General features: G+C 43.4%; 12 protein-coding genes. 7 read left to right on the top strand and 5 right to left on the bottom strand.

The genetic code is table 11. The features are described 5' to 3' along the window. Positions 1-681 precede the first annotated feature (681 nt). Positions 682-1269: a hypothetical protein gene (locus PUQ00_RS27910; protein WP_300422708.1), complete on the top strand. Its 588-nt coding sequence runs from the start codon at positions 682-684 to the stop codon at positions 1267-1269. A 555-nt stretch (positions 1270-1824) separates the two neighbouring features. On the opposite strand, the gene glgA is transcribed toward PUQ00_RS27910, so the two are convergent. The 3 genes from glgA to PUQ00_RS27895 all read right to left on the bottom strand — a co-directional run bounded on the left by glgA (position 1825) and on the right by PUQ00_RS27895 (position 6219). Next, positions 1825-3267 (bottom strand): glycogen synthase GlgA, encoded by a 1443-nt coding sequence (gene glgA / locus PUQ00_RS27905; RefSeq protein ID WP_300422707.1) that lies wholly within the window; start codon positions 3265-3267, stop codon positions 1825-1827. Positions 3268-3398: 131 nt separating this feature from the next. Then, a complete protein-coding gene (hemC, locus tag PUQ00_RS27900) occupies positions 3399-4370 on the bottom strand; it encodes a hydroxymethylbilane synthase (protein ID WP_300422705.1) in 972 nt (323 codons plus the stop codon). A gap of 382 nt (positions 4371-4752) precedes the next feature. Beyond that, positions 4753-6219 (bottom strand): APC family permease, encoded by a 1467-nt coding sequence (locus tag PUQ00_RS27895; protein WP_300422703.1) that lies wholly within the window; start codon positions 6217-6219, stop codon positions 4753-4755. A gap of 150 nt (positions 6220-6369) precedes the next feature. Here PUQ00_RS27895 and PUQ00_RS27890 point away from each other — a divergent pair, with 150 nt between their 5' ends. The 5 genes from PUQ00_RS27890 to PUQ00_RS27870 all read left to right on the top strand — a co-directional run bounded on the left by PUQ00_RS27890 (position 6370) and on the right by PUQ00_RS27870 (position 10845). Next, positions 6370-6933, top strand: a complete 564-nt coding sequence (locus tag PUQ00_RS27890) for a Uma2 family endonuclease (RefSeq protein WP_300422701.1) — start codon at positions 6370-6372, stop codon at positions 6931-6933. A 286-nt stretch (positions 6934-7219) separates the two neighbouring features. Then, a complete protein-coding gene (locus tag PUQ00_RS27885; RefSeq protein ID WP_300422699.1) occupies positions 7220-8407 on the top strand; it encodes a glycosyltransferase family 4 protein in 1188 nt (395 codons plus the stop codon). Positions 8408-8561: 154 nt separating this feature from the next. Continuing rightward, positions 8562-8999: a hypothetical protein gene (locus tag PUQ00_RS27880; RefSeq protein ID WP_300422698.1), complete on the top strand. Its 438-nt coding sequence runs from the start codon at positions 8562-8564 to the stop codon at positions 8997-8999. A 189-nt stretch (positions 9000-9188) separates the two neighbouring features. Continuing rightward, positions 9189-10103 carry a M23 family metallopeptidase gene (locus PUQ00_RS27875; protein ID WP_300422696.1) on the top strand — a complete coding sequence of 305 codons (915 nt, stop codon included), beginning with the start codon at positions 9189-9191 and terminating at the stop codon, positions 10101-10103. A 109-nt stretch (positions 10104-10212) separates the two neighbouring features. Next, entirely contained in the window at positions 10213-10845 is a 633-nt protein-coding gene (locus tag PUQ00_RS27870) for a DUF1003 domain-containing protein (RefSeq protein WP_300422694.1), read from the top strand. A 74-nt stretch (positions 10846-10919) separates the two neighbouring features. Here the strand turns inward: PUQ00_RS27870 and PUQ00_RS27865 are convergent, their stop codons facing one another. Further along, positions 10920-11687, bottom strand: coding sequence for a circadian clock KaiB family protein (locus tag PUQ00_RS27865; RefSeq protein ID WP_300422692.1), 768 nt, complete (start codon positions 11685-11687; stop codon positions 10920-10922). Positions 11688-12175: 488 nt separating this feature from the next. On the opposite strand from PUQ00_RS27865, the gene PUQ00_RS27860 reads away from it, so the two are divergent. After that, positions 12176-12559, top strand: a complete 384-nt coding sequence (locus PUQ00_RS27860; RefSeq protein ID WP_300422690.1) for a nuclear transport factor 2 family protein — start codon at positions 12176-12178, stop codon at positions 12557-12559. Between the two features lie 71 nt (positions 12560-12630). Here the strand turns inward: PUQ00_RS27860 and PUQ00_RS27855 are convergent. Beyond that, a partial coding sequence (locus PUQ00_RS27855) for a tetratricopeptide repeat protein (protein ID WP_300422689.1) occupies positions 12631-12970 on the bottom strand: 340 nt, incomplete at its 5' end.

The following is a 12970-nucleotide window of genomic DNA, read 5'->3' as shown; positions in this document are numbered from 1 at the left end:
GTACAGAATACCTTTCCTGTATTCTGACGACTGGCACCTTTATTCTGTTCGATAATTAGGAGTTTTGAAATAAACTACCCACCACCATACTGCTTTTAGCGGTATGGTGCAAACTTTAAACGCCCAAACTTTACTCGACTAAGTATTTAATTGCTACGATTTTTAGGGACTTTCAAATAAAAAAATATCTAACTAACTCTTGTGGGGTAGGCGTCTCGCCTGCCCTATGAACTGGGCGCTCACGTTACCCACCCCACAAGATTGAATAATTTATTTCTTGGAGTTCCCATATTAACAAATCTACTTTATTATATAAATCAATATTTTTGCGAGCAGAATATGATCTTTATGTATTTTACTTTGGACGAAAAGTGGGAAAATGTCTCGTAATAAGTAGTACTTACAAATAATGACAGTCACTAATGCCAGTCACCAATAGGTTACATGCGCTTCCTTCCAGAGCGCACTGGAGCCAAAAAACTCCTCAACCGAGTTCATCATATGGACAGTCGCACCAATCGCTTACATACGATTTAGATGGATGGTGGGGATCGAGGAGAAGACTTTATGCGTTGGGTGATGGATGTATTTCGGTCGATTGTCGAGGTGTCAAGAAACCTTTTGCTGTTTCTGGATAAGTTTTAGTAACACAAATGTGTAATTAATCAGGAGAACATCCTTATGTCTAATCAAGATGTCGTTAAGAATCAAGATGTCGTTAAGTTTGATGATAACTTTTATCTCAAACACGAGAGCGGTAAATACTGGATTGCGGTTGACCAAGGACGCTACAATTGGCCGAAGTTGGGTCAAGAGAAAAAAAAAGTAGTAAAACTTAAACTTGTGGGTGGCAATGGCGAGGTTCAATCCAACAGCCGCATCAAAATCACAACGACAGAATCAGCAATAGGCAACAATAATGTTTTGGGAGCTTTTGCGGATAGCCATGATTGTTACTATTGGCAAGATGGCAATGATGAGGATAAACAGAGCTGGCAGATTACTAAAGCGGATGGCGATGCAGGTCCAATTCACTATGGCGATCGCGTTCGCATCAGCAACATCTCCTACAGTAATCAAAGCCTAGCTCCCGATACAAAGTACGATGGTTATATAACTACCGTGGAAAATGCTAGCGACTCATGGATCTTAGCACCTGCTGCCGCCGTAGAGGCTTCTTTCAGAGGTTTAGACGATAATGGGAAACATGATCCGGATGAAGTAAGTGATGGAGAGGATGATGATAATGATGTTCCTACTTGGTTTTAATTCATCTGTACTACCGTGTTTTTCTCGTTCGTCGTCATGGTTTTGCGTCGTGTTGCGTTTTTGACGGCGACGACGCCGAATAAGTTCCGGCTCTACCCCGGAATTCATTTCCTCTCAAAGCTGCCTTTCCTCCCGTCTAGGATACTGATTTGCCCGGATGAATTGCTCTGCAATTGACCTCACAACGGGGCTTTCCATTACCTTGCACCGTGATCGGGAGTTCTTGAGCAGGGGGCAGGAGACAAAGGAGGGGGAACTGGAAAATTTGCTCCCCTCTCCTACAATTTTGGCAGAGGGGCTGGGGGTGAGGGCAAAACCTCGAACCAAGCAGATTTTCCTTTAAGTTAACCAAGAAGAATAAAGACGCCAGTCGTCAGAATTCAGCTTTATGTTAAGGCACTGGGTGGCAAATCGAGGTTATATAGCAAGCGGATTTATCTGTCCAGAAGAAGAAATCTTAGCAACTTTATTGAAACTCCTGAATTCATTCATGGGGTTATTCTGAATTCTGACTCCTTCTCATACCAATGTATATCTGTACACCTTTACAGGCGTTCAGGACTTGCTAGTGGTGACTGCTTCGTTTAAAACTAACTCTGGTTTTGGTGTCTCCTCTTCTTCTTCTGGCAAACCGTAAATTGACCTGTACAGCTTCACGTACTCTTTGGCAGATTGATACCAACTAAAATTTTCACTCATGCCGCGTTTTTGTAGTTCTTGCCATTGCGGTTTGAAACGGAAACCTTCCCAAGCCCGAATCATACAGGTGAAAAGGTCTAGCGGTTCATAGCGGTCAAAGCAATAACCAGTACCTGCGGCATTTTCGGGGTCGTGATGGGTTACGGTGTCAACTAATCCACCTGTGCGGCGGACAATGGGCACAGAACCGTAACGCAAAGCCATCATTTGGCTAATCCCGCATGGTTCAAAACGACTAGGCATCAAGAAGGCATCAGTACCAGCGTAGATCCGGCGAGACAGGGCATCGTTATATAGTAAATAAGTTGCCATGCGTCCGGGAAAGCGAGATGCTAATTGCCACATCTGAGTTTCATAGTAGCGATCGCCTGTTCCTAACAGCACAAACTGTGCATCTGTATAAGATAGGAAGCGATCGAGGATTTGTAATATCAAATCAATGCCTTTTTGTTCCACTAATCGGGTCACAATCCCAATAAAAAAGGCTTTGGAGTTGACTTCTAACCCTAGTTCTTCTTGCAAAGCAATTTTGTTGGACTTACGTTTATCTAAAGTATCAGTACTGAAGGTTTGAGTTATATATTTGTCATCTACTGGATTATAAACTTCAGTATCAATACCATTGATAATCCCAGATAATTTCCCGCTAATAAAGGATAGCAAACCTTCTAATGTTTCACCGTAAGTAGGCGTCTTGATTTGCTCGGCATAGGTGGGCGAAACTGTATTTACCTTATCGGCAAATTGCACTGCCGCTGCCATTGTGTTGTGTCCTTGCATATACCAGGGACACCAAGTAATTCTCTCTAAATACCAACGCCACGGTCCTTGATAAGCCAGATTATGAATGGTAAAGACTGTGTTGATATCAGGATCTTGGTGCATCCACACGGGAATCATTCCCGTGTGCCAATCGTGGCAATGGATAATTTCTGGCTTCCAGTAATTCCAGGCAAACTCGGCTGCACCATTAGCAAACAAAGTGAACCGCCAATCTTCATCATCTCCAGAATAAATGCGGCGGGGCATGAAGGCGGGATGTCCAAATAAATACAAAGGAACATCAGTACCAGGCAGAACACTTTCGTATACTGCAAAGTGCTGAAACATGGCATCTCCCCACCAGATGGGTTCTTGGGGAATTTCCATTTTGTCTGGCAGGAAGCCGTAGTAAGGCAAGAATATCCGCACATCATGCCCCATTTCTCTCAGGACTTTGGGTAATGCCCCGACAACATCACCCATTCCTCCTACTTTCGCAATGGGTGCTGCCTCTGCTGCAACAAATAGAATCCGCATGGTAATTTTTGCTTCCCTGAGATTGTCAAATTAACTCTATGATCCCGACCAACGCGATTTGTCGCGTCTGGCACATATGAGAGTGCAACGGCGATCAATTCTTATCTAATCACATCGGCTTGCCTAATTGCTCAGGAACCGCGCTGAATCACCGCAAAAATTTCTGACAAAATTTCTTGCGCTCCCTGTTGCCGCAACAGTTCTGCTAGTTCTATGCCTAGCGCTTCGGCATTGTTGGCAATCCCTGTGACGGTATCTTTTACGAACTTTTGACCATCTACACTGGCGACTATACCTGTTAAAGTCAAATTTTTACCAGATATTTCTGTATTTACACCGATAGGTACTTGACATCCGCCCTCTAGAGAGCGTAAAAAAGATCGTTCGGCAAGACAGCGATCGCGTGTTTGGGGATGTTCGATCGCTTTGAGTAGAGATAGCAATTCACTATCATCAGTACGGCATTCTATCCCTAAAGCTCCTTGTCCAACGGCGTGGAGGGAGATTTCTTTCGGTAGGACTTGATGAATGCGATCGCTCATTTCCAATCTCTCTAAACCTGCTGCTGCCAAAATCAGGGCATCGTATTCGCCTGCATCCAGCTTTGCCAATCGTGTAATCAAGTTTCCCCGAACATCCTTAAATGTAAAGTGGGGGAAGTGGTGGCGTAACTGTGCTAACCGCCGCAGCGAAGATGTACCAATTACTGCACCTTCTGGCAATGTATCGATTTGTTTATCTTTGTGCTTTTCATGCACCACTAATGCGTCTGCTGGGTTTTCCCGTTCCGTAATTGCTGCCAGTGTTAACCCTTCTGGTAAATGAGTCGGCAGATCCTTGAGAGAATGAACCGCAAAGTCAATCTCTTGATTGAGCATTCCGACTTCAAGTTCTTTAGTAAAAAGTCCTTTATCGCCAATCTTAGCTAATGCTACATCCAAGATTTTATCGCCTTGGGTAGACATGGTATGGACTTCAAAAGTGATATCAGGAAAGCTTTTCTGGAGTTGCTCTTGTACCCAGTAGGTCTGAACCAGAGCAAGTTGGCTTTTGCGTGAACCAATCCGAATAGTGCGTGGGGGACTAGAAACTACTGAAGTCATAAAACAATATATCAAACGAGGCGATAAATTCACTCTGATCTAGACTACCGTAGTCAGGGACTCATACGAATTTTGGGTTTTGGATTTGGGATTTTAGATTACAATTCTTTACCAAAAGCTTGCTTGAAGAATCTTATTACTCTGTGTTCTCTGCGCCTAATAAGGTTAAAGAAATTACTTTTAAACCGCACAGACGCAGAGAGGGCTGAGAGAAAAAAGAGATTTTACCAGTCACCTTAAAAGGGCTAGTTCTGAAAGTAAAACAGTCGCAGAGTAAGGATTGAGAGCGTATTCCACAGGTGAAACGACATCTCCAAAAAAGGTTATTTTTAGGCGATCGCAATTTATAGTAGGACTTACGCATTGACAGTACTACATTGTTCTAACTGAGGGTTTCAGTTTCATCAACGACAAATAGTCTACCTGCCTGACGAATAGCTTCGGGTTTGTGAATTTGCAGGAAACTTAACACTCCGATGCCCAGGAATATCCAAATCAAGACGATAACTGGTGCTAAGTGAAGCGGTGCTGGTGGAGGCGGATAAAGAGTGCCAATTAAAACACCACTAATTGCGATTATCGAGAGCCAAGGTAGTAGAGTATGACGCAACCAACCAAAGCGATTCGTAGAGTTTCGCTCCAACTGAGCGCGGCGTTTTGTCGAGAAATATCGAAAACACGCCAAACTAGTCAATCCATAAATCGCTAAGGCAGCCAGCGTTAAGACTGTACCCAGAAAGGCAAACGCCTGAATCGGTGTCCACAGCATTCCCAAGCCCAGCCCCACAAACGCAGAACTGCCACACAACCCAAGAATGGCATTTGCCGGTGTGCGATAGGTGGGATGAATGTGCGCCAACCAACGGGGAAATAGTTCTTCTCGACTTATGGCATAGACAATCCGAGCAGCACTATTGAGAAAGGCAACGGCACAGGCATATCCAGCCATAATTCCGGCAAAATCAATCAATAAGGCGAACCCATTGCCCCAAACGTGACGCGCAATCGTATCGAAGGGGGCACTATCTTGGGCAAAGGCTGCCATGTTATGGATGCCATATCCCACCGTTGCTACATATGACATCAGCACATAGAACACGCCGACTAAAAGTAGGGTGATCACCGTCGCTTTTGGAATTGACTGTCGGGGGTTTTGAATTTCTTCACCCAACGTGGTTGCGGATTCAAACCCGACGAAACTGAGGATGGACAAAATCACACCGGCAACCAGGTTGTTCTGCTGTGGTAATCCCGTTAGCGTGAAGGGTACGAGCGTCAGTTGTCCGGTTTTGCCAGCTTGTATGAACACGATGAGCGCAAGCAACAGACAAACGCCGAGTTCAAACATCAATAGCGTCAGATCCAATTGCAGCGAGAAGCGAATGCCGCGATAACACACTGCCCCGACGATGAAAGTGAACAAGCAATACCATACTGTCCAGTCTAGGTGTACGCCAAACCAGTGCAGCAAGAGGTCTTGAAAATTCGCACTCATTATTAAAAGGACAAAGGCAATAGCGACACCAAAGGAAATTAAACTCAACCAGCCAGCGAGAAAGCCCCAGCGCACTCCTAATCCTTGAGTCACAAAGGTATACAACGAGCCACTCGTGGGGAACTCGGCTGCAAGTATGCTGATTTGATCAGCAACCAGCAGAGCCACCCCAAAACCAATGATGTAGCACAACGGCATTGCTGCACCGACGAGTCCCGCTTGTGGAATGCTATTAAAAAAGATAGCACCCACCGGAGACATCGCCGCTACTGCCATGACGATCGCATGGCGCAATTGCAGTGTATTGGGTTGCAGCTTTGGGGGTTCGCTCGAAGAATTTGTCGCAGGTGTCATATCCGAGGGTATTTTATTTGCTGATACTGCTTATCATCCATTAATGGAAAAATGAGCGCAACTTATTGTCCGAACGCTGTGATTTTGTTACATTCAACTAGTCGCGAACGTTGATAAACTGGATGTAGGACTTTCGGAGTGGCAGAAGTCATGAGTCTTGCAAAATCTGCATCTCTAACCTTAGAGGAGTTTCTGAAATTACCAGAAACAAAGCCTGCAAGTATTTATATTGATGGTGAAATTAGCCAGAAACCAATGCCGAAAACCCGCAACTCCCGACTTCAAGCTAAGTTGATTAATGGGATTAATGAAGTCACAGAGAAAAAGCAAATCGCTTATGCTTTTCCGGAGTTGCGTTGTACTTTTGGTGGTCGGTCAACTGTTCCAGATGTGGCGGTTATTTATTGGCAACAAATTGAGTTTGACAATAACGGAGAACCTGTAGATGATGTGCTAATTGCTCCGAACTGGACAATTGAAATTCTCTCTCCAGATCAGAGTTCCAATCGAGTTATAAGCAATATTTTACACTGCCTAAAATATGGTTGTCAGTTGGGATGGTTGATTGATCCTGATGACCGCTCAGTTCTTGTATTTAAACCAGATCAACAACCAGAATTTTGTCATAGAGAAGATAGCTTGACTGTTCTAGATGGTGTTGATTTAGAGTTAACAGTAGAACAGGTATTTGGCTGGTTAAAGATGAAAGCATAGTGAACAAGCCATTACAGCAGTTTTCTTTTGCATGAAGTAGCAAGCTCCGCTCCTGAATTCTGACGAATGTATTCTTCTTCAAATCTCACCGATTAATACCACTGCAAAAGAAGCTTATATTAGTCTGCAAGTTGTTCAACAGTTGATAACTTTTGATAAGCTTTAACAAAATCACTGTTAAAAAATCTAAAAATTTTAGTAAATATACTCACTGCATTTAGCATCCTTGTATTTTTAGATAAATCTAGTTTTTTGGATATTTGTAAAGTGTCGGGGAGTATAGTAGATGAAGATACTGGTACTGAGTTGGGAGTTTCCGCCAAGGATTGTTGGAGGAATTGCGCGGCATGTAGCGGAGTTGTACCCAGAACTGGTAAAGCTAGGGCATGAAGTCCACCTAATTACGGCGGAGTTTGGTCAGGCATCGATGTATGAGGTAGTTGAGGGAGTAAAGGTGCATCGGGTGTCAGTCGGACATAGTAACGACTTTTTCCACTGGGTAGTCAATCTCAACCTGAGTATGGGAGATCACGGTGGTAAGTTGATTCTAGAGGAAGGATCTTTTGATTTAATTCATGCACATGATTGGTTAGTCGGAGATGCCGCGATCGCTCTCAAGCATAATTTTAAAATACCCCTAATTGCCACAATTCACGCTACAGAATACGGACGCTATAACGGTATTAACACAGACATCCAAGGCTATATAAATGGCAAAGAAAACTTGCTGGCTTTCAACGCTTGGCGAATTATCGTTTGTAGCGAATACATGCGCCAAGAAGTAGAACGAGCGCTACACAGTCCTTGGAAGAAAATCGATGTCATTTATAACGGTATCCGAGCCGAAAAGAAACAGCATCACGTAGATTTTCATGCTCAGGATTTTCGCAGACAATTTGCCACAGACGATGAGAAAATCGTTTACTACCTTGGTCGCATGACCTACGAAAAGGGTATACCTGTATTACTCAATGCCGCACCCAAAATACTTTCTCAAATGGGAGGTAAGGTTAAATTTGTAATCATTGGTGGCGGCAATACTGACCATCTCAAGCGCCAAGCCTGGAATTTAGGAATTTGGCATCATTGCTATTTCACAGGTTTTGTCTCCGATGAATACTTAGATAAATTCCAAACTGTCGCTGACTGTGCCGTTTTTCCTAGTCTTTACGAACCCTTTGGGATTGTGGCTTTAGAAAGCTTTGCTTCTCGTGTTCCTGTAGTAGTTTCTGATACTGGTGGTTTTCCAGAAGTGGTGCAACATAGCAAAACAGGTATTGTGACTTGGGTGAATAATCCCGATTCTTTAGCTTGGGGAATTTTGGAAGTGTTGAAAAATCCAGGTTATCGGCAATGGCTGGTAGATAATGCTTATGAAGATTTAGAGCGGCGCTTTAGCTGGCCGAAATTAGCCAAGCAAACCGAGGAAGTTTATCAGCGAGTTGTGCAAGAGCGATCGCAAATTGCCTGGTAAGACAGATCCCCAACTGGGCGATCGGCTCAATTCGACTTACCCATATTCTCTATCTCCATAACATCCTCTAACTCTGATACCATTTTCTGTAATTTCCTGCTTGCTAAAAAAATTAGTCGAATAGAAATTAAGTACTTAGAGAAGGAAGAGTGAAATGGGACTTAGCGACGGACTTTTGAACCCGACCAAAAAGGCTATGGTCATAAATGACTGTTGCAACATGATAGAAGGACAGCTTGCCTCCAAATCAGGGATGAGCGGCATCGCTTTGAAAACTGCCTTCGCCGCCCTGAAGGGGGTGAAGCCAGGGTATATCCCCTACGTGGTTGAGCAAATCCTGCCGCAGTGCTTCACAGCACTTGATCCCATCTGGAGTCAAGGCGTAGAGAAAGGCGATCCAATTGAACACCTGAGTGCGAATCGCACTCATACGGCAGACGCGTTACTGGGTGTCACCGATGCGAGAGTCAAGAACGCAAAGCGCCAAATCGTCCGAGGAACCTATGAAAAACTTCGCGGTTCCGCCAAAAAGCACGTAGAAGAAGCAGTGCCAGACTTAGCAAAAGTAATCGATAATTACACTAAGGTCTGAGCCAGAAGGGAAAAATTATCATAAACGTATGCCGCCGTTCGACGCGTCGGTGGCTGGCATACGGGGCAGATATTAGATCGTGTCCGGTTAAAGACTTATCAATTTAATTTCCTGATATATACCGAGTAAGCTTGAAACAAAAAAGAATCAGAAACTATCTGAATTACTGTATTAATCGGCTTACAAGTTATGAAAAAAGTTACCGTTTATCGATACCGTACTTATGGACTAATTGGGTTAATATCCTTAACCGTCGTATTAAGTACAACTACATCCGCTCTAACACAGTTAGCAGGCGATTCCCCAATTGGGCAAACTCCTATCCCTGCTTCTAACTTAATCTGGCCGACTCAAGGGTTTATTTCTCAAGGCTTCCGCAAATATCAACATGAAGGAATTGATATTGCAGGGGCAGCTGGAACTCCGATTGTTGCTGCTGCATCCGGTACAGTTGTAAAAGCAGGTTGGGATGATTGGGGATTAGGCAATGCCATAACTATTAAACATCTCGACGGCAGCATTACTGTTTATGGTCACAATCGCCGTTTGTTGGTGAGCAAAGGTCAACAGGTCATTCAAGGTCAAATTATTGCCGAGATGGGATCTACGGGCAATAGTACAGCACCTCATCTGCACTTTGAAGTTCATCCAAATGGTCGAATAGCAGTTGACCCCCTTCGTGTATTGACATCCTTAACTGCAAGTGTTAGCCCTGGTTCTAGAGTTCAGCAAGTGGATAACCCGAACCGCCCAGTCTCGCCATCCCCACTAGCAAAGCAAATTTCACTTTCACAGCCAATTCCCATAGATTTTGCACCTGTTAGCAGTGATATTAAATGCAATGGAGTTACCATGATTGAGGGTGAGACTGCAAGTATTCGTATAAAAGTCTGTGAGGAAAATGGTCAGCTATTTTATATTGGGCAGTTAAAGCAAGACCCAAGTAAGCCGATAAAAATAGCAGCTTTGAATATTGGTAAAGGCAGATATCGAGCAGATAATGGGAGTTTTTATTATTTAGTTAGCCCTGAAAAAGTTGAAGTTTGGCGAAATAGCAGTCGGATTCGTTCTGACAGTTTTTATAGTTTAACTAAATCGCCATAAAGTCCCCGATTACAGCAAGAGTTAGGAGTCAGTAGTGTTTCCCATCAAGGAAGCGTCGCTAAAGATTTGAAATCAGAAGTTCTACCCCATTCATCAAGTCAGACTACCAATGCAAACCAACAATAAATCAAATCCAAGCGATTCATCGCAAGTATCGTCTCAAACACATCGTCAAAACATTCTGCCCACTGCCCCATTACCGGAATCTATTAGTAAAAATATTGAGACAATCATCGCATTGCACAGACGTCACGAAAAAGACATACCACAACACCAGCGGCTTGTAGAAACGGTAACTAGCTTTTTTGGTCGTCCTGCATTCCTATATAGCATCGTGCTTGGGATTATTCTGTGGGTAACACCCAATGTTTTACCACGACGTTTAGCCATACCAAGATTTGATCCTGTTCCATTTCCTTGGTTACAATTTTCACTGACTACGGGTTCATTATTGGTGACAACAGGGGTGTTGATTAAACAAGAGCGACAAGAAAAGTTAGCAGAGCAACGGGCGCAGCTTAGTCTTCAACTCAACATGCTCTCTGAGCAGAAAATCGCTAAACTCATTAGTTTAGTTGAGGAATTACGCCATGATATCCCTAATGTCAAAAATCGCTCTGATCCAGAGGCTGAAATGATGAAGTCCCCTACTGACCCGCACGCAATTATAGATCTATTAGAAGAGACTTTAGCAACCGAGTTAGCAAGTTTATCTCAGCAAAAAACATCAATTGAAGAATAATAAAGCAAGCTTAGTCAGGCTCTTTACCAACACCTACCCATTTACACACTTGGTAAAAAAACTAGTCTGATTACTTAAAATTTTTCCTTAGCAGCTAACATCTGTAAAATCTTTTCTACATGATCCAACTCTCCAACGATTCGCCGAATTGGGTGAGGCCAAACTTTCACAAGGGTAGGAGTTGCAGAAACCTGATTGAGTTCTGCTTGTTCTGGATGAGTTAAAACATCAATCACCTTCAGAGTATAAGGGTGTCCGAGCGATCGCTCTAATAATTCGTGTAAATTTTGCAGAATGCGTTCAGTAGTACTGCTATGTCCTGCAACAAACAAGCGCAGAACATAACCTTGTGTGATCGCTTCCTTTTTTTGTACTATTACTGGTTGGTGGTATTTTGGCACAGGTTCAGAAAGGTCTAGACGGACAATTAAATCGTGATCCTCCCAAAGCTGCGGGAATGACGAACGATAAGTTGTTAATACCATGCGATCGCACAACCCCTCCTGCCAAGGAGCTGCTTGCCATAGTAACTCCCCTGTGCCAAAAATGGAATTAAGCAAAGTTTGATGTCTAATTACAGCCGGATAAGCTTCAGCAAAAGTTCGCACTTGTTGAGTGCGCGGATCTAACCAGTGGTCAATAGTCGCAGTATAACAAGGCACTAAAAAGTGCGGCGGCTCTGGCAAATCTAGGATTTCTTGCAAAGCCGAGCATAAATGCAAATGCCATCGACCTTGCTTGCTAGGGTCGATGCAATAAATTAAATCTCCTCCAGGTGTAAATAGCGCAATGCCTTTAAACAACTGGGGTGTAGATAGTTTGTTTGTCGTCAAGTTATTCACACAGGCTAGGAAGCTAAAAGTAAAAAATTCTCTCTTTTACCTTTTACCTTAGCTATAACCGCAACCAGGATCAGCTAAAAAATTGGGAACCGATTAAAATTGGCGTAAATCTCGTTATCAAGACTGAAAGGAAATACTCTTGCGAAGAAGAATTCCAACCCGCTTCTACGTCGCTAACGCTTCTCTACCCTGACAATTCAGGTTATGTGGAAAACCCCACGAAAAACCTAACCCCCTAACCCCCTTCCCGTCGCGGGAAGGGGGAAAATTCAAAGTCTCTCTCCTAAAAGCAGAGAGATAAAGAAGAGAGGTTTTCTACATATCCTGAAAAGTCAGTTCTCTACCAGAAGCGCAAGGGACACTATCGAGTGTCGATACGAGCTTCAACCGTACTTATACGGGGAAGCCACGCTAGGCGCAGCATCTCCGACAGGAGAATCGATTGAAACTCCCACTCCTAACTCCTAACTTTTAATATTTGATTACCCATGACGAAGGATGAAGTCTTAGCGGCTAATGCAGCTTTTTATCGAGCTTTTGAAAGAAAAGATATTGAGACAATGAGTGCAGTATGGTCACAAGGAACTGGTAGTTTTTGTATTCATCCTGGAAGTAATATACTGCGAGGTTGGAAAGAGATTCGCACTTCTTGGGAACAGATATTTAAAAATACCGCTTATATCGAAATTAACACAGATATAATTGCTACAGAACTAAGTGATAATATCGCCTACGTTGTGTTGAGAGAAAATGTGTTTCAAGTGGTAGGTGCGAGAAGACTTGAAGCACAATCAACAGCTACAAATATATTTCAGTTTCTTGGTGGTAAGTGGTATTTAGTTCATCATCACGGTAGCCCAATTTTGCGGTAGATTAACTACTAACCAATACTTCTCTACGAGAGGCTGCGCCAACGGCAACGCTCAGTACAAGTGCCCAATGACTAACGACTAATCAAATTTTGAAACTGTCTATCTTCTCGAGTATTGTCAAAATCAGTGTCAGTTTTTGCCATTTCTCGGCATTCAGGATTTAGGTTGAGAGCTTGTTGCAAATTCTCTATTGCCAAATCGATATTCCCTAGCAACCCATAACAGCAAGCTTTGTTGTACCAAGCATTGTCTTTATCAGGGTTAATTTTGATGGCTTGCTCGTAAGAGGCGATCTCTTCTTCTAATCTTCCCAAATCTCCTAGCGCAACGCCCCGATTGTTCCAAGCTTGGTGGTCGTCGGGTTTGATTTTGAGGGCTTGGTCAAAAGAGGCGATCGCTTCTTCTAATCTT

It is taken from the genome of Nostoc sp. S13 (assembly GCF_029379315.1).
Classification (GTDB): domain Bacteria; phylum Cyanobacteriota; class Cyanobacteriia; order Cyanobacteriales; family Nostocaceae; genus Nostoc.
Note: the sequence above shows the minus strand (reverse complement) of the source record. Positions and strands in the feature narration are given on the sequence as shown.

What these genes read in the sequence shown, in the direction of transcription:
- PUQ00_RS27910 (WP_300422708.1), top strand. Translation starts at nt 682, where the DNA reads ATGTCTAATCAAGATGTCGTTAAGAATCAAGATGTCGTTAAGTTTGAT.
- glgA (WP_300422707.1), bottom strand. Translation starts at nt 3,267, where the DNA reads ATGCGGATTCTATTTGTTGCAGCAGAGGCAGCACCCATTGCGAAAGTA.
- hemC (WP_300422705.1), bottom strand. Translation starts at nt 4,370, where the DNA reads ATGACTTCAGTAGTTTCTAGTCCCCCACGCACTATTCGGATTGGTTCA.
- PUQ00_RS27895 (WP_300422703.1), bottom strand. Translation starts at nt 6,219, where the DNA reads ATGACACCTGCGACAAATTCTTCGAGCGAACCCCCAAAGCTGCAACCC.
- PUQ00_RS27890 (WP_300422701.1), top strand. Translation starts at nt 6,370, where the DNA reads ATGAGTCTTGCAAAATCTGCATCTCTAACCTTAGAGGAGTTTCTGAAA.
- PUQ00_RS27885 (WP_300422699.1), top strand. Translation starts at nt 7,220, where the DNA reads ATGAAGATACTGGTACTGAGTTGGGAGTTTCCGCCAAGGATTGTTGGA.
- PUQ00_RS27880 (WP_300422698.1), top strand. Translation starts at nt 8,562, where the DNA reads ATGGGACTTAGCGACGGACTTTTGAACCCGACCAAAAAGGCTATGGTC.
- PUQ00_RS27875 (WP_300422696.1), top strand. Translation starts at nt 9,189, where the DNA reads ATGAAAAAAGTTACCGTTTATCGATACCGTACTTATGGACTAATTGGG.
- PUQ00_RS27870 (WP_300422694.1), top strand. Translation starts at nt 10,213, where the DNA reads ATGCAAACCAACAATAAATCAAATCCAAGCGATTCATCGCAAGTATCG.
- PUQ00_RS27860 (WP_300422690.1), top strand. Translation starts at nt 12,176, where the DNA reads ATGACGAAGGATGAAGTCTTAGCGGCTAATGCAGCTTTTTATCGAGCT.